The sequence below is a fragment of the Pseudomonas sp. MDT1-16 genome (assembly GCF_054898115.1).
Genome location: NZ_CM142717.1, coordinates 1,911,376 through 1,936,434 on the forward strand (window position 1 = coordinate 1,911,376; position 25,059 = coordinate 1,936,434).

The 25,059-nt window shown below is 58.1% G+C and carries 17 protein-coding genes and 4 tRNA genes; 16 read left to right on the forward strand and 5 right to left on the reverse strand.

Going from position 1 to position 25,059, the window contains the following annotated elements; genetic code table 11:
* Positions 1 to 65 precede the first annotated feature (65 nt).
* Genes trhO through ACYZT3_RS08700 form a run of 3 tightly spaced genes read left to right on the forward strand, consistent with a single transcriptional unit; the run spans position 66 to position 3,480 of the window.
* Entirely contained in the window at positions 66 to 1,007 is a 942-nt protein-coding gene (trhO, locus tag ACYZT3_RS08690) for an oxygen-dependent tRNA uridine(34) hydroxylase TrhO (protein ID WP_282380980.1), read from the forward strand.
* 39 nt (positions 1,008 to 1,046) lie between these two features.
* Positions 1,047 to 1,649, forward strand: a complete 603-nt coding sequence (locus ACYZT3_RS08695; protein ID WP_177338865.1) for a DsbA family protein — start codon at positions 1,047 to 1,049, stop codon at positions 1,647 to 1,649.
* Complete coding sequence (locus ACYZT3_RS08700) at positions 1,642 to 3,480, forward strand: ABC transporter ATP-binding protein (protein WP_462031877.1); 1,839 nt, start codon at positions 1,642 to 1,644, stop codon at positions 3,478 to 3,480. The genes ACYZT3_RS08695 and ACYZT3_RS08700 overlap by 8 nt, the downstream gene beginning before the upstream one ends.
* Here the strand turns inward: ACYZT3_RS08700 and ACYZT3_RS08705 are convergent.
* A complete protein-coding gene (locus tag ACYZT3_RS08705) occupies positions 3,461 to 7,675 on the reverse strand; it encodes a hypothetical protein (RefSeq protein WP_462031878.1) in 4,215 nt (1,404 codons plus the stop codon). The genes ACYZT3_RS08700 and ACYZT3_RS08705 overlap by 20 nt on opposite strands.
* A gap of 256 nt (positions 7,676 to 7,931) precedes the next feature.
* Here ACYZT3_RS08705 and ACYZT3_RS08710 point away from each other — a divergent pair, with 256 nt between their 5' ends.
* Together ACYZT3_RS08710 and ACYZT3_RS08715 are read left to right on the forward strand one after the other, a co-directional pair.
* On the forward strand, positions 7,932 to 10,391 hold the full coding sequence (locus tag ACYZT3_RS08710; RefSeq protein ID WP_282380990.1) for an EAL domain-containing protein: 2,460 nt from the start codon (positions 7,932 to 7,934) through the stop codon (positions 10,389 to 10,391).
* Between the two features lie 78 nt (positions 10,392 to 10,469).
* Positions 10,470 to 11,231, forward strand: a complete 762-nt coding sequence (locus ACYZT3_RS08715; protein WP_462031879.1) for a TenA family transcriptional regulator — start codon at positions 10,470 to 10,472, stop codon at positions 11,229 to 11,231.
* 81 nt (positions 11,232 to 11,312) lie between these two features.
* Here ACYZT3_RS08715 and sugE read toward each other — a convergent pair whose 3' ends face one another.
* Positions 11,313 to 11,627, reverse strand: coding sequence for a quaternary ammonium compound efflux SMR transporter SugE (gene sugE / locus ACYZT3_RS08720; RefSeq protein WP_027922462.1), 315 nt, complete (start codon positions 11,625 to 11,627; stop codon positions 11,313 to 11,315).
* A gap of 229 nt (positions 11,628 to 11,856) precedes the next feature.
* Entirely contained in the window at positions 11,857 to 12,777 is a 921-nt protein-coding gene (gene rdgC / locus ACYZT3_RS08725; protein ID WP_282380997.1) for a recombination-associated protein RdgC, read from the reverse strand.
* 159 nt (positions 12,778 to 12,936) lie between these two features.
* Here rdgC and ACYZT3_RS08730 point away from each other — a divergent pair.
* The 4 genes from ACYZT3_RS08730 to ACYZT3_RS08745 all read left to right on the forward strand — a co-directional run bounded on the left by ACYZT3_RS08730 (position 12,937) and on the right by ACYZT3_RS08745 (position 13,467).
* Positions 12,937 to 13,012, forward strand: a tRNA-Val gene (locus ACYZT3_RS08730).
* A gap of 19 nt (positions 13,013 to 13,031) precedes the next feature.
* Positions 13,032 to 13,108: transfer RNA gene (locus ACYZT3_RS08735), tRNA-Asp, on the forward strand.
* 188 nt (positions 13,109 to 13,296) lie between these two features.
* Positions 13,297 to 13,372 (forward strand) — tRNA-Val (locus ACYZT3_RS08740).
* 18 nt (positions 13,373 to 13,390) lie between these two features.
* Positions 13,391 to 13,467 (forward strand) — tRNA-Asp (locus tag ACYZT3_RS08745).
* Positions 13,468 to 13,611: 144 nt separating this feature from the next.
* Here ACYZT3_RS08745 and ACYZT3_RS08750 read toward each other — a convergent pair.
* On the reverse strand, positions 13,612 to 14,745 hold the full coding sequence (locus ACYZT3_RS08750) for a catalase family protein (protein WP_462031880.1): 1,134 nt from the start codon (positions 14,743 to 14,745) through the stop codon (positions 13,612 to 13,614).
* On the reverse strand, positions 14,742 to 16,544 hold the full coding sequence (locus ACYZT3_RS08755) for a di-heme-cytochrome C peroxidase (RefSeq protein WP_462031881.1): 1,803 nt from the start codon (positions 16,542 to 16,544) through the stop codon (positions 14,742 to 14,744). The genes ACYZT3_RS08750 and ACYZT3_RS08755 overlap by 4 nt, the downstream gene beginning before the upstream one ends.
* A 269-nt stretch (positions 16,545 to 16,813) precedes the next feature.
* On the opposite strand from ACYZT3_RS08755, the gene ACYZT3_RS08760 reads away from it, so the two are divergent.
* The 7 genes from ACYZT3_RS08760 (at position 16,814) to ACYZT3_RS08790 (ending at position 24,782) form a co-directional block, all read left to right on the forward strand.
* Positions 16,814 to 17,530 (forward strand): FKBP-type peptidyl-prolyl cis-trans isomerase, encoded by a 717-nt coding sequence (locus tag ACYZT3_RS08760; protein WP_282381001.1) that lies wholly within the window; start codon positions 16,814 to 16,816, stop codon positions 17,528 to 17,530.
* A gap of 293 nt (positions 17,531 to 17,823) precedes the next feature.
* Entirely contained in the window at positions 17,824 to 18,279 is a 456-nt protein-coding gene (locus tag ACYZT3_RS08765; protein WP_282381003.1) for a YkvA family protein, read from the forward strand.
* Positions 18,280 to 18,393: 114 nt separating this feature from the next.
* Positions 18,394 to 18,735, forward strand: a complete 342-nt coding sequence (locus tag ACYZT3_RS08770; RefSeq protein ID WP_282381005.1) for a helix-turn-helix domain-containing protein — start codon at positions 18,394 to 18,396, stop codon at positions 18,733 to 18,735.
* Positions 18,732 to 19,103, forward strand: a complete 372-nt coding sequence (locus ACYZT3_RS08775; RefSeq protein ID WP_003223109.1) for a hypothetical protein — start codon at positions 18,732 to 18,734, stop codon at positions 19,101 to 19,103. Before ACYZT3_RS08770 ends, ACYZT3_RS08775 begins: the two co-directional genes overlap by 4 nt.
* Positions 19,104 to 19,511, forward strand: a complete 408-nt coding sequence (locus ACYZT3_RS08780) for an SEL1-like repeat protein (RefSeq protein WP_462031882.1) — start codon at positions 19,104 to 19,106, stop codon at positions 19,509 to 19,511.
* Between the two features lie 239 nt (positions 19,512 to 19,750).
* Positions 19,751 to 24,412: an RHS repeat-associated core domain-containing protein gene (locus ACYZT3_RS08785; protein WP_462031883.1), complete on the forward strand. Its 4,662-nt coding sequence runs from the start codon at positions 19,751 to 19,753 to the stop codon at positions 24,410 to 24,412.
* Entirely contained in the window at positions 24,405 to 24,782 is a 378-nt protein-coding gene (locus ACYZT3_RS08790) for a hypothetical protein (protein WP_449644117.1), read from the forward strand. The genes ACYZT3_RS08785 and ACYZT3_RS08790 overlap by 8 nt, the downstream gene beginning before the upstream one ends.
* Positions 24,783 to 25,059: the final 277 nt, after the last annotated feature.

Here is a 25,059-nt window from a genome sequence, read left to right on the forward strand (position 1 = left end):
ACCCGGCGCGTTTTTTTTCGCATCCGGTTCACCCCTTACGAGGGTAGCCACCTGGAGAATCACCCATGACACAACAGATTGTCGTGGCGGCACTGTATAAGTTCGTCACTCTGGAAGATTACGTCGCCCTGCGCGAGCCATTGCTGCAAGCGATGGTCGACAACGGCATCAAAGGCACGCTGCTGATCGCTGAAGAAGGCATCAACGGCACCGTGTCCGGCAGCCGCGAAGGCATCGATGGGCTGATGGCTTGGCTCAAGAACGATCCACGCATGGACGACATCGACCACAAAGAGTCGTACTGCGACGATCAGCCGTTCTATCGCACCAAAGTCAAACTCAAGAAAGAAATCGTCACCCTCGGCGTTGAAGGCGTGGACCCCAACAAAAAGGTCGGCACCTACGTCGATCCAGAGAACTGGAACGCCTTGATCAGCGATCCTGAAGTGCTGTTGATCGACACCCGCAACGACTACGAAGTCTCGATCGGCACCTTCGAGGGCGCCATCGATCCGAAGACCACCAGTTTTCGCGAATTCCCCGACTACATCAAAGCCAACTTCGACCCGGCCGTGCACAAGAAAGTCGCGATGTTCTGCACCGGCGGCATTCGTTGTGAAAAGGCGTCGAGCTACATGCTCAGCCAAGGCTTCGACGAGGTCTATCACCTCAAGGGCGGCATTCTGAAGTACCTCGAAGAGGTGCCGCAGGAAGAAACCAAATGGCAGGGCGACTGCTTCGTGTTCGATAACCGCGTGACCGTTCGTCACGACCTCAGCGAAGGCGACTACGATCAATGTCATGCCTGTCGTACACCGATCAGCGTCGAAGACCGCACATCCGAGCACTATGTGGCCGGCATCAGTTGCCCGCATTGCTGGGATACGCTCAGCGAGAAAACCCGCCGCAGCGCCATTGATCGGCAGAAGCAGATCGAACTGGCCAAAGCGCGCAACCTGCCTCATCCGATCGGCTACAACTACAAGCAAACTCCTTCCGAGGCTTGAACCATGTCTGCGCAACGCCTGCTCTATGTGATGGATCCGATGTGTTCCTGGTGCTGGGGCTTTGCGCCAGTCGCCAACGCGCTGGTCGAGCAGGCGCAAGCCGCGGGTGTGGACGTGCATCTGGTGGTAGGCGGTTTGCGTACTGGCAGCGGTTCCGCGCTGGAGCCGACGACCCGACGTTATATCCTTGAGCATTGGCAGGCGGTCACCGAGGCTACTGGCCAACCGTTCAAGCTGGAAGGCGCATTGCCCGACGGGTTTGTCTACGACACCGAACCTGCCTGTCGGGCACTGGTGACTGCGCGCAGCCTGGCGCCGGATTGCGCGTGGAAACTGCTTGGGCTGATTCAGCACGCGTTTTACGCCGAAGGTCGCGATGTCACCCACGCCAGCGTTCTGGTGGAACTGGCGGAGCAAGCCGGTCTACCGCGCATCGAGTTCGCCGCTGCGTTCGACCGTGCCGATCAGCACGCCGCGACGGCTGCCGATTTCACCTGGGTCCAGGACCTGGGCATTGCCGGTTTCCCTACCTTGCTGGCTGAGCGTGACGGTCAATTGGCGCTGTTGACCAATGGCTATCAGCCTCTCAGCGTATTGTCTCCGTTGCTCGGCCGCTGGCTGGAGCGCGCTGCCTGTGCATGATCTGCCCGACGACGCCCCAACCGCTACACGTGTCGACCGTCTGAGCTGGGTGGAAATCCGCCGCCTGGCGCTGCATCACAAGAAATCCCTGTGGATTGCCAACGGCGTGGCGGTGCTGGCAACCCTGTGCAGCGTGCCGATCCCCTTGCTCTTGCCGTTGCTGGTGGACGAAGTGCTGCTGGGCCACGGCGACACCGCGCTGAAGATCATGAACCACGCGCTGCCCGAAAACTGGCAGAAAGCCGCGGGTTACATCGGCCTGATGCTGTTGGTGACGCTGGGACTGCGTTGCGCCGCTTTGCTGTTCAACGTCGTGCAGGCGCGGTTGTTCGCGGCGCTGGCCAAGGACATCGTGTACCGCATTCGCGTGCGGCTGATCGAACGGCTCAAGCGCATTTCGCTGGGCGAATACGAAAGCCTGGGCAGCGGCACGGTCACCACCCACCTGGTAACCGACCTGGACACGCTGGACAAATTCGTTGGCGAAACCCTCAGTCGTTTCCTCGTGGCCATGCTGACCCTGGTCGGCACCGCCTCCATCCTGATGTGGATGCACTGGAAGCTGGCGTTGCTGATCCTGCTGTTCAACCCGTTGGTGATCTACGCCACGGTGCAGTTGGGCAAGCGGGTCAAGCACCTGAAGAAACTCGAGAACGACAGCACCTCGCGTTTCACCCAGGCACTCACCGAAACCCTCGATTCCATTCAGGAAGTACGCGCCGGCAATCGTCAGGGCTTTTTCCTCGGGCGCCTGGGTCAACGCGCCCGGGAAGTACGCGATTACGCGGTGATCTCGCAGTGGAAAACCGATGCCTCGAACCGTGCCAGCGGCTTGCTGTTCCAGTTTGGCATCGATATTTTCCGTGCGGCGGCGATGCTCACTGTGCTGTTTTCCGACCTGTCCATCGGCCAGATGCTCGCGGTGTTCAGCTACCTGTGGTTCATGATCGGCCCGGTGGAACAACTGCTGAATCTGCAATACGCCTACTACGCGGCCGGCGGCGCACTGTCGCGGATCAACGAGTTACTGGCCCGGGCCGATGAGCCTGAATATCCGGGCGGAGTGGACCCGTTCAACGGCCGCAAAACCGTTGGCATCGAAGTCCAGGGATTGAGTTTCGGCTACGGCGGCGAACTGGTGTTGAATCAGATGGACCTGTCGATCGCTCCCGGTGAGAAAGTCGCGATCGTCGGTGCCAGCGGCGGTGGTAAAAGTACGCTGGTGCAGTTGCTGCTGGGCTTGTACACGCCGCTCGCCGGAACGATCCGCTTCGGCGGTTCGACCCAGCAGGAAATTGGTCTGGAAACCGTGCGCGAGAACGTCGCCGTGGTCCTGCAACATCCGGCGTTGTTCAACGACACCGTCCGCGCCAACCTGACCATGGGCCGTGAGCGCAGCGACGAAGCCTGCTGGCAAGCGCTGGAAATCGCGCAACTGCACCAGACCGTTCGAGAACTGCCCAACGGCCTGGACAGCATCGTCGGACGTTCCGGCGTGCGGTTATCCGGCGGGCAGCGCCAACGCCTGGCCATTGCGCGAATGGTCCTGGCCGAGCCCAAGGTGGTAATCCTCGACGAGGCCACCTCAGCGCTGGATGCCGCCACCGAATACAACTTGCACCAGGCGCTGGCGCGGTTCTTGAGCAACCGCACCACGTTGATCATTGCGCACCGACTGTCGGCTGTGAAGCAGGCCGACCGGGTGCTGGTGTTTGATGGCGGGCAGATTGCCGAGGATGGCGACCATCAGCAACTGATTGCCGAGGGTGGGTTGTACGCCAAGCTTTATGGGCATTTGCAGCAATTGCAGATCAGCCCCAAAGCACCTTGAGCGCGTTGTCTGCGCCATCGTGACCGAACTCTTTCAGCACCACTGAACACGACTCACAAGGGCGCATTGTCGTCGCCACGTCGACGGAGCGGATCTGCGACAAATCGGGATATTTTTTACGAATCGCAGCGATCAGCTTGCTTTCGCTGTCCAGCGAAGTCGGTCTGATCGTCTGTGCCGGTTTATAGGTGTTGATGTCCTTGATCGTCAGAGGGACGGCCAATATCTTGCCCTCGGAAGTGACCTCGAGGGACGTTCTGGGATAAGCCTGATCGAAATCAATGTTGAAGTACGTCGTATCACCCATACGGACCTGATTGCCGCCCAGATGCTGGAACAACGGCAAGCGGGTGGTGGTGCGCTGGGCGCCGGAAACACTGACGTAGACCTCCCGACTCCCCGAAATGGTCGTCACGTCGGCGAAGGCGATGTTTCTGGCATTGAGCGCACGTTCGCGCAGGGGCAACAGCCGTTGCAGTTTCTGCATCGCTCTGTCGATCCGCAACGCGGCGGCGGCATTGGCGGGATTGCTGGTCGGCGACTGGAACAGCGTATCGAAGACAGTGGCTGTTCTTTCCCGGAAGGCTTGCGGCGCTCCGGTGCTGCGTGTCCAGGAACTCGCTCCTTCCGGTAATCGGGTGACGATCATTCGTGTCGAGTTGTCGAACATCAACGCCTCACCCGGGCTGGTGTCCACTCTCAGCCCGTTCATATTGTCGGGCGGTGTCGCCTTGACGCCGAGGGGGATGGCGATGTCATCCATGGTTTTCATGGCGCGTTCAACGGCCTCGACCCCGTGAATGCGCGCGACGTTGTTGGCATTCAGCGAGCCGGTGTAGACCACTATCAGTTCGTTTTTCAGTTCGTCGCCAAGGGTATCGGCTTTCTTGAGGGACAGCAGGCCGTCGTACAGACTCTGCCCTGCGCCGCGCTCGGCCACGTAAAAGTCTCCCGCGTTGAGGCGTGTAAACACATAGTGTTTCGAGCCGTCCTTGGAGGGGCAGATAATCGCGCCTACCTGAAAAGTATCGTCAAGACCCTGCTCCGGTACGTTGATTTTGACGCGCGCATAAATGCCCTTGCGAAATTCGATGGTCGCGGTGAGGTGATCGCGTTTGACAAAGGAGGCCGCTTTCATCGGGGCGCGGCCGCCGGCCGGGGTGTAAATCGTGTCACCGAACCAGAGCGCCCAGCCTTTGGTGTCGTCGAATCGGTCGGCGGGAAGCGGAGGGGCTGCCGGCGGCCTCGTGACGAAACTCGTGGTGCATACCGCTCCAGGGACGCGACGCACTCGGCATGGCAGCGCCGTGTATCCGACCTCAACAAGGTCAGCGCGGCGTAACGTGTTTTCGTGCAGTCTATAGGGCACGTCATCAAGCAGCAGCGTTGTCCGGCCATCAACTTCGAGCAGTTCTCGCGCCCGGACGTTTTCCGGCAGTTCGACGAGTACGTGATCGCCGCTGGTTTCCAGGCTCCGGTAATGAGATCGACCTCGTATCAGTTCATCGTTTTTCAATGCCGGCCCGTAAGGTCTGGACGTCTTCGGGTCCAGCAGACGGTAGTGGGGTTCAGCACCCGTGCGAATCTGACGCACGGGCACATCATCGACCCCTTTGAACGTGACCAACTCATCCGTGGCGGCCAGCGCCCTCCATCGTCCAGCGTCCTGGATATCCGGCAGGCTGCGCAGCACGTCATACCGGGCGGCTTTGCCGATCAGCCTCTTGGACCTGAAGATGCCGGACCTGCCTAATTTGATGATGGCTTTACCCAGTGGATGCACCAGCTGCGGAAGTCCATCAAGGGGTAAAAGTGCTCGCAGGCTGGATGTCAGCAAACGCTTTGTCAGCGTTCCAAACGTGTTCAGACGAGCGAAGACCGTCAATTGGCCTCCGGTCTTCAATAGCGCCACGGAGCCTGAAGCAAACTTGCCGACGGGCTGCACGAACGCGACCAGGTCAGCCAACAGGCCGAACACCCCGTTGATGATTCGATGGCGATCCCCGGACGCCAGGTCTTCGATGCTGTTCCAGAACGGAACGAAGATTTTCACGAGCTGGAGGATTTTTTTATCTTGCGCTTCTTTGCGTTCGAATGCGGTTTGCCCGTTAGCGGCCTCTCTCAGCGCCTTGGGGTCGACATATAGAAGCTCAGTCGCGATCAGGTGGCTGATGGCTTTCGTTCGCTCCGACGACAATGTAGTGGGAGCGTTCTGTGCGCTTGAAGACCCGGAGGCTGTGGCCGGTAGCGTGTTACCCAGCTGTTCAATGATGGCCTGGCAAAACGCATTGTTCTTCGGGACGGTCCCCGATGAGTGAGCGTCCCAGTCGAATGGCAGGTCTTTATGGCGAAGCACTGAAACCTTGACGGTTCCGGATCTGCTGACTTTCCACTCCTGGGTGGTATTTCGGCCGCCAATCAACTCCGGTGACAGCGCTTCGAGACGGCGTATGACCCCGGCGCGAGGCAATAGCTCGTAAGTGACAGTTTGCTGCTCGTGAGTGGCCCGCAATATCAAACCGTTGCGGGCTCTGAGCGGCAGGATCATTTCAGCGGTTTCATTCTGTGCTTCGACACTCGTTGTCTCCTTTCTCAAACTGTAAATTCTGGCCTCGCCGGACTCCAGCATCCGGCGATCAACCCTGGGCAGTGAGGCGAGCAGGCTCTGAATCAGCGTTTCATACGCCGCTTTAGTCAATGTCAGATACTGTTTAAAGGCGCTATCAAAGAGCGTTTTGATATCTGGCAGCTGTTTGTGGGGAGACAGGACGAAAGTGGACATGGGCAATTTCCAGGGGGGCGAGACTCTTATCGTTCTGTCCTCCAGCAGCTGTATTTTCTGGGGAGTAAGGGTGCGGCCGTCATTCTCGGTGATGGTCCAGACTTTCTTATTGTGGAATTGGCCCGAGGCGTAAACATCAACGAAGCTGTAATAGTCATACTCCTTGCCTCTGAGCACGGGAGTGTCGCGAAAACCACTTGGGTCGAGAGGGATTTTCCAGGCAAGTTTTTTTCCGTCGGAAGTGAAGCTGCCTTTGCCAAAGATACGTTCCACCTGCGCTTTCGCCATCTCGAGCCGGCTTGGGGGGGGCTGATCAAGTTGCAGGACGGCTTTCGTCAGTTCGTCCGTATGCCGATCGAGGCAGCGCAGCGCGTGTTCAATTTCGTCATCCGAGTAATTTCCATCGTCGCGATGAGCTACTTCACCCTGGGCTATCGCCCAGGCAAGGGCCGGATCAATCCTTGTCAGGGTAAGGAGTTCCAGTTGTTCGGGCGACGCCTCCCTGGAGGTCTCAATCGGCAGATTGACCAACTGCTGGAATGTCATCTGGTCCAACGCTTGCGCATCTGTCGCCTGAATAAGGTTCACGCCGTTGACAAAATTCACCCAAACGACAGAACCGCAGTATCGAAGCGTGGGCGGAATGTCTCTGATGCGAAATTCGCTCGGAAATCGGGGCAGAAACAACTGCGAAATGATGACGGCTTCTTTTTCCGAGGCTGCCCGTCCGGACTTGATCAGATGGGCCACAAATTCGGACTGGATGGTCTGATAGGTTTTTCCCTGGATCGAGGCGGTCCGCAAGTCGTAACCGGCTACGCAGAGGGGGGATTCACTGTCGGGCCGGTTCATCCAAAGCTGTAAGGCCCGGGCGGTTAATTGGGTGCGGATGGTGGGTGATGTTTCCTCACCCTGATTGCCTCCGTACCAACCAATGGCCTTTAAAAGTGAATGGCCCAGCGTTTCGGCTTCGGCGGTTTGTAGAATCCTCTGTAAAAAAACAGTGGGTGTTGCCTTGATCTGCTCCATAGTCGCCGACGAAAAAACATGTCCGGCGAGATAACTAAAGAGCGAGGAGCTTTTTTCGGGTAAAAAATCCTGGACGGCCAGGATCACTTCTGCCCAGATGATCCGGTCATGCAGTGCCTGCACATCCACGCGGTCGGGATCAGCGGACACTCGTTTGACACTTTCGAACAGCGCCAGGTCTCGGGGGGTCGGGCCTCGCCTCAACTGTAAAAGGTCATTGCCACTCTCGAGCTTTAAAGCGGCGGCCGCCCGTCGTTCTTCCAGCTCGTTTACCGATAAGCCCAAAGGGTTGCTATGTCGACGTTCGGCCGGCAAGGCGTCGTGTTGCGCCATTTGACCTTGAGGTTGTGGTGATGCGGTTATTTCAGGGGGCATGGAAGTCATATCAGTTGGCATCTTCAAGTAGGAGAGACACCAGTCTTGAGCACCTGAAGCTGCTTGTGGCGGTACATAGTTGTTACGGGTCGCGGTTTTTGCACTCCAAGCGTCGAACTGCCCCCCAGTGCGCGTTGCCTGCGCCGCTGCCAATTGAAATTGCCGGACGCGACCTGTCCGCTTGCCGGGAGCGAAAACGCCCCCTAGTCTAGCTATAGCGATTTCGTCCGGAAGACGATCAAGCAGTGTTAATGCAAGGGACCTCATGAATCAAACGCGGACTCTCGGAACGCCACGGTTGTTGGGCATCGTCTGGCCATTCATCGCCGTCGTGCTGTTTCAGGCCCTGCTGGGCGGTGTCAGCCTGTACGTTCTGTCGGCGGTGCGCGGCTATGTAGCCGGTGAAAGCCTCTGGTCCAAGGGCCAAAAAGACGCCATCTATTACCTTAATATCTACGCCGACAGTCGCGACGAGCGCATTTTTCTTAAATACCAGAACGCCATTGCCGTGCCCCAAGGGGGCCACGAGTTGCGCGTGGCGCTGGACCATCAGCCGCCGAATATCGAGGCGGCACGACGGGCGATTCTCAAGGGTGGCAACCACCCGGACGACATCTCCAGCCTGATCTGGCTGTACCTCAACTTCCGGCACTTCACCTACCTAGAGAAAGCCATCGACCTCTGGACGGTGGGCGACGCGTATCTGGAGCGGCTTGATGACGTCGCACGGGAAATGCACCAGCGCATCATCACCAGACAGGCCTCCGAGAGCGATATCGAGCGCTGGAAGGATCAGATTTTCGCCATCAACGATGAAGTGACGCCGGCGGCGAAGGCCTTCAGCGATGCCTTGGGCGAAGGTTCGCGGGTGATTTTGCGTCTGCTGCTGGTGACGAACCTTGCCACCGCCCTGGGCTTGATTGTCTTGGCCCTGATGCGTACGCACAAACTGCTCAAGCAGCGCCATGCCTTCGCCGACGCGCTGCAGTTGGAGAAAGACCGGGCGCAAATCACCCTGCAATCGATTGGCGATGGCGTGATCACCACGGATGTCGAAGGCGCGATCGCTTACATGAACCCGGCCGCCGAGGCGTTGACGCACTGGAAGGCCGAACAGGCGACAGGTTTGCCGCTGGCGGCGCTGTTCAATCTGCTGGACGAGAACGCTCAGACCGATGGCTTTACGCTGATCGAGCACATTTTGAGCGGACAACTCAGCGGTGGCAGCGAACACTCCAAATTGATTCAGCGTCTAGATGGCAGCACGGTGTCGGTCACCCTGGTCGGTGCGCCGATCCGCAACGCTGGCAAGGTCAGCGGCACGGTGCTGGTGCTGCACGACATGACCCAGGAGCGGCAGTACATTGCCAATTTATCCTGGCAGGCGACCCATGACGCCTTGACCGGGCTCGCCAATCGCCGCGAGTTCGAGTATCGCCTGGAACAGGCGTTGCACAACCTGACGCGGCAATCGGGGCGCCATGCGCTGATGTTCCTCGATCTGGATCAGTTCAAACTGGTCAACGATACCTGCGGCCATGCCGCGGGTGACGAGTTACTGCGGCATATCTGCGCTTTGTTGCAATCCGGTTTGCGCGAAGGCGATACCTTGGCCCGGCTGGGTGGAGACGAGTTTGGCATCCTGCTGGCGAACTGCGCCCCAAAAGCCGCGGAGAAAATCGCCGAGGGCCTGCGTCAGACCGTGCAGAACCTGCACTTCGTCTGGAAAGGCCGACCGTTCGTGACCACGGTGAGCATCGGGCTGGTTCACGTCGCTCAGAACCCGACCACCCTCGAAGTCTCGCTGCGCGCTGCCGACATGGCGTGCTACATGGCCAAGGAAAAAGGTCGCAATCGGGTTCAGGTCTATCACGCCGACGATTCGGAACTGTCCCTGCGCTTCGGCGAGATGGCTTGGGTGCAGCGCTTGCACATGGCGCTGGAAGACAACCGCTTCTGTCTGTTCGCCCAGGAAATTGCACCCCTGGGTCATATCGAAAAGGGCGGCGGACATATCGAAATCCTGTTGCGCCTGCATGACGAAGCCGGGCGCATGATTCTGCCCGATAGTTTTATTCCGGCTGCCGAACGTTATGGACTGATGACATCCATTGACCGCTGGGTTGTGCAGAACGTATTCAAGATCATTGCCCAATGCATTGCCGAAAAACACAAAGGGCCGTTAGCCATGTGTGCGATTAATCTGTCAGGCACAACTATCGGAGATGACGCGTTTCTGGACTTCCTGCGTGAACAGTTTGTTACTTACTCCATACCGCCTGAAATGATTTGTTTTGAAATCACTGAAACCAGTGCGATTTCCAATCTTGGAAGTGCAATTAGATTTATTAATGAACTCAAAGGTTTAGGTTGCCACTTCTCGTTGGATGACTTCTGCGCTGGAATGTCCTCATTCGCCTATTTGAAACATTTACCTGTAGACTTCCTGAAGATCGACGGGAGTTTCGTAAAGGATATGCTGGACGACCCCATTAACCGCGCCATGGTCGAAGTGATCAATCACATCGGTCATGTCATGGGTAAGCGTACGATTGCCGAGTTTGTTGAAACACCCCAGATCGAGCAGGCATTGCTGGAGATTGGGGTGGATTACGCTCAAGGGTATGTTATTGAACGCCCGCATCCGTTTACCTGCGACAGTTTACAAAGTCGTCCTGCCAGGCCTCAGCCTTTGTTATTCAAGGCGCCTGGCACGTTCCGTTGAAATCTCTTGCTGATCCTTATAATCACAATCAAAAGGAGCTCGACAGTGATCGACACATTCAACCGAACCGGACCCCTCATGGAAGCTGCAAGTTACCCCGCCTGGGCTCAGCGCCTGATCCAGGATTGCAGCGAGAGCAAACGCCGGGTTGTCGAACACGAACTGTATCAGCGTCTGCGTGACAACAAACTCAGCGCCAAGACCATGCGCCAGTACCTGATTGGTGGCTGGCCAGTGGTCGAACAGTTCGCGTTGTATATGGCACAGAACCTGACCAAGACCCGTTTTGCCCGCCACCCGGGCGAAGACATGGCGCGTCGCTGGCTGATGCGCAACATTCGCGTCGAATTGAACCATGCCGATTACTGGGTGCACTGGAGTCGTGCACACGGTGTCAGTCTGGAAGATCTGCAAGCGCAACAGGTTGCCCCTGAGCTTCACGCTTTGAGCCACTGGTGTTGGCACACCAGTTCGGCAGATTCGTTGATCGTTGCCATTGCCGCCACCAACTACGCCATCGAAGGTGCGACCGGGGAGTGGTCGGCGCTGGTCTGTTCCAGTGGCGTCTACGCGGCATCGTTCCCGGAGGAAGATCGCAAGCGGGCCATGAAGTGGTTGAAGATGCATGCCCAGTACGACGATGCCCATCCCTGGGAAGCACTGGAAATCATCTGCACGCTGGCGGGCATGAACCCAAGCAAATCCCTGCAAGTGGAATTGCGTCAGGCAGTCTGCAAGAGCTACGACTACATGTTCCTGTTCCTGGAGCGTTGCATGCAGCTTGAGCATGCGGAAAAGGTCCCGGTCGCGCGTGAGCGTAGGGCACTGGCCGAAAGCTGATCCGTTATCACTGTATTGAAAAAGCCCGCACCCCTGTCCGTATCGACAGGGGGCGGGCTTTTTAGTGACACCTGCAAATGACTAGGCGCTGACCTTCAGGCCAACCAGCCCGGCTATGATCAGCGCCACACTGGCCAGCCGGAACAGCGCCATGGATTCGCCAAAGAGAATGATCCCGGCGATCACTGTCCCGACTGCACCCACACCCGTCCAGATCGCATAGGCCGTGCCCAGCGGCAATTCCTTCATGGCAAGACCCAGCAAGCCAAGGCTGATGGCCATGGCGGCCACGGTCAAGGCGGTGGGGAGAGGGCGGCTGAAACCATCGGTGTATTTCAGGCCGACGGCCCAGCCAACTTCGAACAGGCCGGCGAAGAACAGAATGATCCAGGACATGAGAGACCTCCATCGATTGACGGGGTCGTCCCCAGATTAATGACTCGATCGAGCCGCCAGGTCGTCCTCGCGTTGCACAATAGAGTGCCCATCATTAACCCAGGGATCAAGTTTTCGGATCAGTCGACAGCCTGCTGGGCCTGTTTCCCGATCCACGACGGCGAAAATCAGTACCCAGTAAGTCCGCTATCGCGAGCAAGCTCTCTCCCACAGTAGAGATCACAAGGCTTTAGATCCCTTGCGGAGTCTCTTCGCCGCCCAGCGCTTCAACCAGCGCCGGCAGGTAGTCGCCGAAGGTCAGCATCATCAGGGTGAAGCTGGCATCCAGTTGGCCGAGGGCTTCTTCGCCACCGTCCTGTTCCGCCTGGTCTTGCAGCAGGTCTTCGAACTTCAGGCGCTTGACCACCATTTTGTCGTCAAGTACGAAAGACAGCTTGTCTTGCCAGGCCAGCGACAGCTGAGTGACCACTTTGCCGGTGCTCAGGTGCAACTGGATTTCTTCGCTGGTCAGGTCTTGGCGCTTGCAACGCACGATGCCGCCGTCTTCGTGGGTGTCGCGCAGCTCGCACTCGTCCAGCACGAAGAAGTCGTCCGCAGCTTTCTGGGTGGTGACCCATTCGGTCATGGTCGCGGTAGGGGACATCTTCACGGTCAGCGGACGCACCGGCAGCGAGCCGATCACTTCACGCAGGGTGGACAGCAAGTCCTCGGCACGTTTCGGGCTGGCCGAATTGACCAGGATCAGGCCCTGTTTCGGCGCGATGGCGGCGAAAGTCGACGAACGACGAATAAAGGCGCGCGGCAGGAAGGCCTGGATGATTTCATCCTTGATCTGATCGCGTTCCTTTTTGTAGACCTTGCGCATTTGTTCCGCTTCGATCTCTTCGACCTTTTCCTTCACGGCGTCACGCACGACGCTGCCCGGCAGAATGCGTTCTTCTTTGCGCGCGGCGATCAGCAGGAAGTCGCCGCTGATGTGCACCAGCGGAGCATCTTCGCCCTTGCCGAACGGCGCGACGAAACCGTAGGTGGTCAACTCCTGGCTTGCACAGGGACGCGCCAGTTTGGTGGCCAGTGCAGTTTCCAACGCCTCGGCATCAAAAGGCAGATCTTGGGTCAGGCGATAGATAAGCAGGTTTTTGAACCACATGGGGCGAGTCTCTCCTTTATGCAAAGGGGGGCATTATTCTCTTCGCCGCGCCATAGGCCAACCCTTCTCTAAGCCTTTGGAAGGCCTGAAAAATTATTTTAGAAAGTGCTTGCCAGAGGTGAAGTCGCTCCGTAGAATGCGCGCCACACCGAAAGTGAAGGGTGATTAGCTCAGCTGGGAGAGCGTCTGCCTTACAAGCAGAATGTCGGCGGTTCGATCCCGTCATCACCCACCATTCGCTTCCAGTGTTACGCGCAGCGGTAGTTCAGTCGGTTAGAATACCGGCCTGTCACGCCGGGGGTCGCGGGTTCGAGTCCCGTCCGCTGCGCCATATTCGGTAATCTGGAACGCTGAACGCCAGGTCACCACGGAAAAGCCCGCTAACGCGGGTTTTTTTCTGTCCGTAGTTCCTGCCGGGTGTATCGCTTTACGGGTTTTCAGATTTTTTTGATAAATTTATTAATTAAATCAACATGTTATGAAAATCTGTGGCACAATGCGCCCCGCAACGAAGGTAAAGGGTGATTAGCTCAGCTGGGAGAGCGTCTGCCTTACAAGCAGAATGTCGGCGGTTCGATCCCGTCATCACCCACCACTACTTTCAATGTTACGCGCAGCGGTAGTTCAGTCGGTTAGAATACCGGCCTGTCACGCCGGGGGTCGCGGGTTCGAGTCCCGTCCGCTGCGCCATATTAGGTAATCTGGAGCGCTGAACGCCAGGTCACCACAGAAAGCCCGCTTAATGCGGGCTTTTTGCTGTCTGGGGTTTGGCTTCTGCCGGGGCACCACTGAGAAAGCGACCTTCGTTCGGGTCGCTTTTTTCGTTCTGCCTTCTTATTGTTCGGCGTTGCGGCTGTGGCGGTAATCGCTAACGGCTTCATACACGGCTTTGCGCAACCGGTTGATGCCGCCAATGGGGCGATGAGCCTCTAGGCCAAACCACGGGTTGAACGACTGGTTGTCGCATTGCACGTTCAGCGCAGGCGTATCGAAGTCTTGGGCGGGTACTTTGATCCGCGCCACGGTTTCGAACAGCGCATCGCTTTCTTGCCACTCTATGCTCGTGTCTTCGATCGGCATGTACTTGGCCGGGTCCTGGCGTTGTATCTGCAGGACGAAACAGGCCGGCATCCGGTCGGCCGACAGTTGTTGGTTCAGCGCATTGCGCAGGAAGTTCGGTAACTTCTGGTTTTGCGCGGGTAGGGTGTAGGTCGGGCAGCTTGCCGGATCGGGCATGGCGCGGAACTTGGCATTGGCTTCGCCGAATTTGTAGGGCGAAACTGAAAAGTAAGTCGTCTGGGTCGGGCTTTCCGGGGCGGGTGACAGTGTCGCCAGCGCGACAAACAGGTGGCGAACCTGCCAAGTCCGCGGGTCCCAACCCGGGAAGAACGCCATCAGCTTCTTGCCGTCAGCCTGTGCGGCTACATTCTGACGGTACTCGGCGACATCGCTGACGAAGAAGTTTGGATGACTGAACATCACAAAGTCCTGTTCACCGCGACGCTGTTGGTCGTCCAGCAGTTGCTTGCCCGGCACATCGAGCAACTTGATCGCCATGCCCCGAGCATCGCGGATGCTGTCGAACTGCGGGTAAGCATTACCGTTGGATAAGCGCATTGTCGCCTGCCAGGTTTTGCCGGGTTCGCTGAACACACCCTGACGCAAGTCACCCGCCAGCTCCGGCAGCACCTGAACCTCGGCCTTCACGCAGCCATGAGCCTTGGCATGAGCATCGCGCAGGTAGCGAGTGCTTTCACGGTGCTGGTCGACGATGCGTACGGCCGTCTGGATGATGTCCTGAGTCATTGCCGCTTCGCCGGCCGGGATCAGCTCTTCAGCCGATACCGAGCCGCTGTGCTGCCAGGCGAACCACGCCGTGGACAGCGCCCAGGCAAACAATCCAAGACCCAGCAACCAAAGCAGGGTCTTGCCGAGAAAGGCGCCAAGGCGCAACCAGAGAATGCTCATGGCAATTGTGACTCCAATGGTCCGCCCAACACTTTCAGATATTCCAGCAACGCCCAGCGCTCCTGGGGTTGCAGCAAGCGGCCGATAACGCCGTTGCCCCGCTTGCCTGCGCGGAACTCGTGACCGCTGTTGTGATTGCCGGTGATGCGGGTGTCGAACACGAAGCCGTTGGTAAAGGCTTCGGTGCGATAACCCAAATGCCTCGGGTCGTACTCGAAAGTGCCTTTGTAGAAGGTGGTTGCGCGTTCATCCTGGGGCGAGAGCAGTTGATAAATGCTTGGCACCGAACCGTTGTGCAGAAACGGCGCAGTCGCCCACACACCCGCCAGCGGCCGGGCCTTGTAGGCACGTAATTCGCGCACGCCAATCGGCAGGCCGAAGCCATCCATCTCCGGTCGCTCGGCTGGGGTAATGTTGGCTTCGCGATACGCGCGATTTTCGACAAATGCGGTGACGTACGCCAGACCTTTGGCCACTGAAAGCTTGCTCAGGTCCAGTGGTTCGGTGGGCTTTGGTTGGACGTCCAGTTGCGCCAGCTCTGCCGGGTCCCACTGCAAGGCGGTCAGATCGAAACGGTGGTCGGCAATATTGTTGGCGGCCCCCGGGTCTGTGCCAATGACCTCCACCGGGAGCATTTTCAGGTGCTGCACGGATCGCCCGTCGCTTTGCGTCACGCGCGGTACATGGCAGCCTGCGCAGTTTTCTGTAAACAACGCGCGCCCTTTGGCGGCCAAGGGTTTGTCGACCGCGCCCAGCAGTTCTTCCGGCCAGGCTGGCGGCTTGAGTCGCTGCAGGGTTTCTTCGATCAGGTGTAAATCGCGCACCCGGACGCTGGATGGATAACGGTTGTCGCCCTTGAGTGGCTGCCCATTGCTGTCGAAGAAGTTCAGCGTGGCGCCAACACCCAACGCCTCGCCGATGTTGCGGGCCATCGGCTGCTGCGCCGAACCGTTCCACTGCACCCAGTCGAAGGTCCACATGTCCCATAACTGCGGATAGTCGACCGGAGCGTTGGCCACCCGATAGTTGGCGGGGGAGATTGCATCGCCGAAACTGGCGTTGGCAATGCGCCCGAAAGCGTCGGTGCGGCCGGGGCCTTCTGCGGTCGGGTAGAGCCCGCGATGGGTGTCGTTCCAGGCCACCTTCAAGAAGGTGTCGAGAGAGATTTTGAAGTCTTTGCGCAGCTGTTGATGCTGGGCATCGTAGTCCTGGTCCAGCACGTTGCGTGCGAAACGTTCGAATTTCCACGGGTTGTAGTAAGTCGACGTCAGACTGGCCACTAGCGCTTGCCCGAAACTGCCGCCGCGCAACGTAGGAACGCTGGATGGCAGAACGTGCTGCGCCGAACCGCCATCGATACGCACGGCCTGACCGTTAAAACGCAGTTCGCCGGTGTGGCAGGCAGCGCAGGTGATGTCCAGAAACTCGTCCTGGCTTCCAGGGTTCTGATGACGGGCAAAACCCACGGGCAGATTGCCGGGGTTGTTCGGCGTGGGTTTCTGGCCGGGATCGACCAGGAAACCGAAGCGGGCGAGGTATTCGGGAGCGGCGAATCGCTGTTGTGAAAACGGCAGTTCGAGCGCTTTGAACCAGTCATAGCGCAAGCCTTTGACCTGGGTGCCCTGGGGAGTGAAATAGTAGGTCTGGCGATCCGCGGCGCTCCATTGCTCCAGGTAATGCACTTGTTGCGCGGGTGACCAGGCCGGCAGTTTCGGGTTGGCAACGTAGTACAGAACCACGGCCAGGCCCAGCCCGAGCAGCACTGCGAGCACAACCAGCAAACGGAAGAAGAGGCGCAAGTTAAACATCCTTGTCGGTTTATAACTCCCTTATGCCTCAACACCAGAGGTGCGGCAAGTGGCCATTACGCCAGATGCTGTGGTATCCGATTCCAGTTTCTATGAGCGCAAGATGACAGAGGCTTCATCATCCCATTCCCGAAATGCGTTAAAACACCTGAACTTATCAGAAGTTTCCTGCTCTCATGCCGGTAGCCATTGGTCGTGGCCGCCTGATAAGCTCGCGGCTTTATTCGATTGCCCTTTAGGCGCATGAACAAGGAAATAGCATGAAACAGCATCGGTTGGCGGCGGCGGTGGCCCTGGTTAGCCTGGTACTTGCGGGTTGTGATTCGCAGACCAGCGTAGAGCTGAAAACCCCGGCGCAAAAAGCTTCCTACGGGATTGGCCTGAACATGGGCAAGAGCCTGGCTCAGGAAGGCATGGATGACCTGGACTCCAAAGCCGTAGCACAAGGCATCGAAGATGCCGTCGGCAAGAAAGAACAGAAGCTGAAGGATGACGAACTGGTCGAAGCCTTCGCAGCACTGCAAAAGCGTGCTGAAGAGCGTATGGCCAAAATGAGCGAAGAGTCGGCAGCCGTCGGCAAGAAATTCCTCGAAGACAACGCCAAGAAAGCCGGTGTAACCACCACCGCTTCGGGCTTGCAGTATGAAGTGGTGAAGAAAGCTGAAGGCGCACAGCCTAAGCCGGCCGACGTAGTGACTGTTCACTACACCGGCACCCTGACCAACGGCACCGTTTTCGACAGCTCCGTCGAGCGTGGCAGCCCGATCGACCTGCCGGTCAGCGGTGTGATTCCGGGTTGGGTCGAAGGCCTGCAACTGATGCACGTTGGCGAGAAGTACAAACTGTACATCCCTAGCGAACTGGCTTACGGCGCCCAAAGCCCAAGCCCGGCGATTCCAGCCAATTCAGTGCTGGTATTCGACCTGGAACTGCTGGCGATCAAGGATCCAGCAAAACAAGACGCCACTGCCAAGTAACCGGCGTCTGCTCTACAAACAACGCCTCGCTTATGCGGGGCGTTGTTGCATCTGGCGTTCAGCGAAGGTAAACAAAGCGAACGGATGCTGTAGGCTGGAGTCATAGCCATTGAGGACGTCTGTGCTAGCCGCGCCAGAGCGCCAAGTCAATGAAATCTTGGGTTTTTTTATGTGAGTAAAAAACGCCCGATCTGAGTTAAGCCCTTATGAAACGGGGCTTTCAGCCGTGAAAAGTAGCTCTGTTCACAAGGTTATCCACAATTTGTGTGGATAACATTTCAGTGGGAGGAATGATGAAAATGCCTTGGAGTTTCGCTCGTTTCCTGCCTCTGGCCGGACGCCTACTCGCGCGTGGACGTTTGCCGACCTTGCTCTTCGCGGTGGCCAGCAAAGGTGCCAGCCAAGGCAACCGGCTGGGCAAACTTAAGGATGATCTACGCTTGTTGCAAGCACTCTGCCTGGCTTATTGGCGCGGTGAGTATCGGGCCATCAGCCCCAAAGCCCTGATATCAGTCGTGGCAGGCCTGATGTACTTCCTCAGTCCGCTGGATGCAATTCCAGACTTTATTCCGGTGTTCGGCATGCTCGATGACATCGCGGTGCTGGCTTGGTTGATGAAAGTCCTCGACGACGAACTCAACGCCTTCCGCGCCTGGCGCAATCGTCAGCTGCCGGAGAAGCTCGCAGTGGTCGAGCGCCTGCCCGATACCCCGGAACAACTGCAGCTTCAGGGGCCGAAAAAAAACTGAGTTGATTCAGTCTCCTCCACAGATTGATGCCCCCCGCGACCTTGGCCGCTGTTAGGATTACACTTCTAGGGAAAAGTGCCGACTCGCTAAGTGTTGTTGTCCTACGGGGTAGTCATGGATATTCAGATAATTACACGCGAAGGCGAGCCCGAATATGCGGTTCTGCCGTGGGCTCAGTATCAGGCTCTACTGAAAGCAGCAGGCATCAACGAACAACCGCCGCAGGTCGCCCCAGAGCGTCACGCGGCAACACCAGACCAGATTCTTCCGGGGCTGGATCAACTACGCAGTTTGCGCGAAGGGAAGGGCATCGCCATCGAGGCGCTCGCCCGCACGGTAGGCATCAGCCCGTCTTATCTAGCCTTGATCGAAAGTGGCGAGCGTCAACCCGACGCTGCGATTCGCCGCAGCCTGGCCTGGGAATTGACGGTGCCAGGATGGAGGGATGAATCGTGAGCGTACGCATCAGTCGTCAACATTGGGACGGGTTGCTGGGTGAACTGGATCAGGCGCGCCGCCAGCGCCATCTGCTGACATACCGGGCGTTGCTCGAACGTTTGCAATTGCCCACGCCGGCCATGCAAACCCTGACCGCCGCCCTTGAGCATCTGGCCGCGCTGGACGCCAAGGCCGAGCAGCCTTTGCGCAGCTCGCTGGTGATCAGCCAGGGTGCCAGCCGCTTGCCGCGCACCGGTTTCTTTGAATGTGTCGAACGTTTGGGGCGTTTCTCCGGGCCGTCCGACGGCGTCGCTGCCGCCTCGTGGCACGCCTCGGAAGTGGTGCGCGTGTTCGAATACGAGTACCCGGAATCGGCGGAGGCCTGAGTGTTTTTAAAGCTCAAGGCGCGGGCCGGTTACTGGCTGGCCCGCCGATTGTTTCACTGGTCGTGGTTCGTGCGACAGCCGCGCGGCTGGAGCTGGCTCGAAGGCCAGTTCGCCCGTATGGCCAACCTGGGTGACGTTGGCGCGCAAAGCTTCTATGGCCACATCCTGACCTTTCGCGGCGTTGGCCTTGGGGCTCGTGAGGAAGGCGTTCGATTGCTGCGCCTGGCGGCATTGGCGGGGGATGGCAAAGCGGCGTATCAGGTGGGAGTGATCAGTTTGGCGGGGACGCCGAGCAAGGCGCCGGATCCGATTGACGCGGCTCGCTGGTGGGGCATGGCGGCGAAGGCCGGGCATCCGTTAGCGGAGATCAAGCTTAAAGAGTTGGCGTCTCGCGGATCTTCGCAGTAACCCTCATCGTTGTCTGCTAAACAAACGTGGCGTGAGGGAAACCTCCTGCCACGTTTGCGTTTCTGCCTGCTTGTCATTCGGTGATCGTTAATTAGGGATTTGCCCTACATCCATATCCTACTCCCCTGACTTCTTTCTGGATTGATCCCCCGCACAGTCTCGCGCGCCCATTTTCTGCGCGAGGGATTGCTCATGTTTGACCCGGTTTTTCACTCTACTTCATACCGTTCGGTGTGCTGATGGAGCACATCGCCCGCATCGAGCAGGAGCTCGACGGTTTTCCGGACACACTGTCCCTCTACCGCGAACAACTTAAGCGTTGGTTTAACCAAACGGCGGATAAGGCCAGCCGTGTCGCTGATTTGCCGTCGCTGATGGGCATGGAACGGCTCATAAAGCTTGGTAATACCACCACTGCGGTGAGCCGTGGCGATGAGGACTTTTTCTCGAGCGTTGCGCAGTGCCCTGCCAATCGGATTCTGCAGATCGAGAGCAAGTTTGAATCGGTCTATGACATTCCGTTGGGGAATATTCAGGTCGATGTGATTGCTGTTGAGGGTGGCGAGAGTACGCCTGTCACGCTCGATGAAAACGGTAAGGGGCAGTTCGAAGGCATTCCCGGCAAGTTCTATCGCGTTCATGTCCAGAATGAAGTCACCCCGACTCAAATCGATGATCTTTTCTCCTCTTACGACGGCCTGACCCAAGAGCTGGACGGCTGGCTGCGCAAAGAGTGGGAAGGGTTCAAACCTCAGTGGTCGCAGTCGACTTTTGCTGCGACGGGTAACGGAATGCTCGCAGGGAGCTGGGCGGCGATCGTGGGCGTGTGGGACAGCATCAGCCTGCTCTCGGACATTCTTCAGGATCCGCGCAAGTTCGTTGAGCGTTTGGGGAGTGGTGCCGAGCAACTCGCCGAGTTGGCAGAAGAATTTCCGGCAACGATGGCAAAAATCCAGCTGCTGGCTAGCGATGAAGCGGCGCTGTGTTTGCTGCTTCGTACGGCCAGTCTCTGGCTGGACATGCTGCCACCCGGCGAGATCGCCGGCAAAACCGCCGAGGCTGTGTCGACGGTAGTAGTGCAGTTGCTCATCGACATTCTAATCGGGGTTGTCCTGACTTTCGCCGGTGCAGGTGCGGGCATTGCCTATCTGGGTATGCGTCTTGCCAATTATGGCAACCGGATCGTCAACGCCGTACTGGGCCTCGTTAAAGCGATCTTCACGATCATCAACAGCTTCATGACCTACGTCGACCGCTACAAAACGGTCGCCGCGCGCGGTGTGGCGGCCGGGCTGAAACAAGGTCGGATGCAACTACGCTGGAATGGCCGCAAGAACACCACGCTGAAAAAAGAAGAACACCACGACAACGTCCCGGACCAAGCGAAAAACCCCAACGGCGACTCCGCCGATTCCGCCGATAAAACCGCCACTCACAAATGCCCGGTGTCGATGGTCACCGGCGAAGAACTGCTGACCCTCACCGACGGCTCGCTGGACGGCATCCTGCCGTTCGACTTCACCCGGCTCTATCGCACCAGCGCCGCCGAGATCGATTGCGGCCTCGGTTTCGGCTGGAGTCACAGCCTCGCCCATCGACTGGAAATCGACGGCGACCACGTCGTCTGGATCGACCACGAAAATCGCCGCACCAGCTTCCCGCTACCCAACCGCGAACGCCCGGCGATCCACAACAGCCTCTCGTGCGCGGCGATTTATCTCGGCGATCAACCCGAAGAACTGATCCTCGCCCAGGCCGGTGACGACACGCGGTTCTATCACTTTCAAAACGGCCGACTGACAACCATCAGCGACGCTTACGACAACCGCCTGCGCATCACCCGCGACCGCCAGGACCGGATCAAACGCCTCGACAACGGCGCCGGCCGCGCCTTGCTGTTGCGTTATGACCGCAGCCATCTAGCCGCCGTCGACTATCAGGTTTTTATCCCGGCGCAGACTCTCGATGAGGCCTGGAAAACTGAGCTAACGCTGGTCAGTTATCGCTACGACGAACGCTCACAACTCATCGAAGCGACCAACGCCGCCAACGAAAGCGAGCGCTACGACTACGACGAGCAGCACGTCATCCTGCAGCGGCAGTTGGCCGGTGGGGCGAGTTTCTTCTGGGCGTGGGAAAGGTCCGGCAAGGCGGCCCGATGCATCCGCCACTGGGCGTCGTTTTCACAGATGGACGCGCGTTACGTCTGGGATGACCAGGGCAGTGTCACTGTCCAGAACATCGATGGCAGCGAAGAAGTTTACGTCCATGACGACCGCGCGCGGCTGGTGCGCAAGGTCGAACTGGACGGTGGCGAACACCTCAAGGCCTACGACGATAAAGGTCGGTTGATTGCCGAGCAGGATCCGCTGGGTGCCGTCACTGAATACCATTACGACGAAGTCGGACGGCTGGTCGCGCTGATTCCACCGGAAGACGAACCAACGGCCTACGAGTATCGCAACGGTTTCCTGCACGCGCGGTATCGCGGCAAAGCGGTCTGGACCTATCAGCGCAATGCTCAGGGCGCTATCACCGAAGCGACCGATCCCGACGGCCATGTCAGCCACTACCACTACGACAAAAAAGGCCAGCTGCTGTCGATCCGTTACCCGGACAACAGCCGGCATGTCTTCGTCTGGAGCGCCTTAGGGCAACTGCTCGAAGAGACCTTGCCGGGCGGTGGCCAGCGGCGGTTTTCCTACGATGTGATGGGGCGGCAGATTACCCGTCAGGACGAACACGGCGCCGTCACCCAGTACCAATGGGATGCCGTTGGCCGACTGATCCAGACGACTTTTCCTACCGGTGCCAGCCGCGCGTTCAGCTACAACGCCTACGGCAAGATCACCGCCGAACGTGACGAACTGGGCCGCGTCACGCGTTACGAATACGTCGACGATCTGCACTTGGTCAGCCGACGAATCAATGTCGACGGCACCCAGCTGAAGTACCGCTACGACAACGCCCAGCTGTTGCTCACGGAAATCGAAAACGAATCCGGCGAAAAATATCAGCTGGACTACACGGCCAACGGCCTGATCCGACAAGAAACAGGATTCGACGGCCAGCGGACGGCGTATGCCTACGACCTCAACGGCCATCTGCTGGAGAAAACCGAGTTCGGTGATGACGACTCGCAGCTGGTGACGGCTTATCAGCGGGACTCTGCAGGGCGATTGCTGGTCAAAACCCTGCCCGACGGCATCAAGGTTGAATACCGCTACGACAGCCTCGGTCGCCTGATCAGCGTCGACGACGGCCACGATCATCCGCTGGAATTCGAGTACGACCAGCAGGACCGCCTGATCACCGAGCATCAGGGCTGGGGCACGTTGCGTTATGGCTACGACGCCTGCGGTCAACTCAATCGCCTGCGCCTGCCGGACGGCAGCAAACTCGATTACCACCACGCCAAGGGTGGTGCGCTGACCGCCATCGACCTCAACGGTGCGCGACTCACCAGCCACCAATTCGCCTTCGGCCGCGAACAGCAACGCCAGCAAGGCCTGTTGCTCAGCGAATATGCCTACGACGATCAGGGCCGCCTGAAGGCCCACGCCGTCAGCCATCAGCAACAAGCGCTGTATCGCCGCGACTATGCCTACAGCGCCAACGGCAACCTCGACAGCATCGCCGACACCCGTCACGGCCAGCGCAGCTATCAGTACGACCCACTCAACCAACTGACCCGCGTGCGCCACACCCGCGACGACCCACCGGAAAACTTCGCCCACGACCCCGCCGGCAACCTGCTGATGCAGGACCGTCCCGGTGCCGCGACCGTCAAAGGCAATCGCCTGCTCATGCAGGGAGACCGCCACTACGACCACGACGCCTTCGGCAACCTGATCCGCGAACGCCGCGGCACCGCGCAAAAACTCGTCACCGAATACCGCTACGACTGCCAACACCGCTTGATCGGCGTCACCACCCCGGACGGTCGTTGCTCAAGCTACCGCTACGACGCCTTCGGCCGCCGCATCGCCAAAACCGTCGATGGCCACACCACCGAGTTCTTCTGGCAGGGCGACAACCTCGCCGCCGAAAGCAGCCGCGAGCACTACCGCAGCTACGTCTACGAACCGGGCAGCTTCCGCCCACTGGCCATGCTCGACGGCAAAGGCCCGCGCCACGCCTGCCCGTTCTATTACCAACTCGATCACCTCGGCACGCCGCAGGAACTGACCGATTTTGGTGGCGAGATCGTCTGGTCGGCGAAATACAACGCCTACGGCAAGGTCACGCGCCTGGCGTTCGGTGGGGGAGAACAGCTCGAGCAGCCGTTGCGGTTTCAAGGGCAGTACTTTGATGCCGAGAGCGGCCTGCATTACAACCGGCATCGGTACTATGATCCGCAGGTGGGTCGGTACCTGACGCCGGACCCGATCAAGTTGGCGGGCGGGCTGAACCAGTATCAATACACGCCGAATCCGACGGGGTGGATTGATCCGTTGGGGTTGAGCGGGAATTGTCCGCCGCCGAATAAGCCAGGGTGTCAGGCGCCGGATGAAGTTGCCGGCGCCACGGTCGCACAAGGTGAGCCAAAGGTCCCACAGCCGAAATCACGCCCTCAGGATTTTGGTAGCGAAGAAAAGCTTGTTGGGCATTATGAAAAACATGGCGCAGAATTTAAGGCTATGAGCAGGGAGGAGTATTTGCTAATAGCTCGTGATGTTATGAATAAAGGTACTCGTGTGGAGTACCAATATAAAGGCGAGATTCGCGCGGGATATTTGCAGTTAATGGGAAATAATCGAAGAGGGGAGACTAAATTCGCGTTTGTGGGCACAAACAATAAGCAGGAAATAACGACTTTGCATACGAAGAGTGGAAAAGAATTTTGGAGAACTATAAATGGTGATTCTCACGACAAAGTATTGAGGCCCACGAATGACTAATAAGTATGCTGCGGTTTTACTGGCAGTAGATCAAATCGTCGAAGAAGAGATTTTATTGCTCGTTAACGGTGTAAAAGTTAAATGCTTTGCGAGCCACTGTCCTGAAAAAATCGAAGTGGGAGAATCCTACGAAGTGGAATTCGAAATCGTCCTTCCTGATGACGATTTTATTGTCGCCATAGAAAAAACAACTGGCACGCCGATTGAAATGACGGGCGACGGGTTCTCATGCACCCTGTACGGGTATCTGGATGGAAGTATTTTCCGATCCTTCGTTGACTTTACGGATCAGGAAATCCACTACGACTTTCCAGAACTCAATGAAAAATTCGTAAAACTCAAGGTGGAGCGAATTGATGTGGCGTTCTAATTGAGGTGCGAAATTTCCGGGCAACGTCGTCGGAAGGTTCCTTCAAGTTGTAGCGGTTTCCATGAACTGGTGCTGAATGAGTTCAATCGATAGCCTTTGCTGGTCATTGGAATTCAGTGATGGGGTGTAGGAACCCGGTATTAGCATCGGTAACGCATTAGCGTTCGAAACCTGATTTGCGGCCGTTAATGTGCGTACGTAAGATCTGTTGCGGCGGCTGTGCGCGGGCACGCTTCGGCGTGGTCGAGTTTCCGATGCTCGGTATTCCTACCCCGCG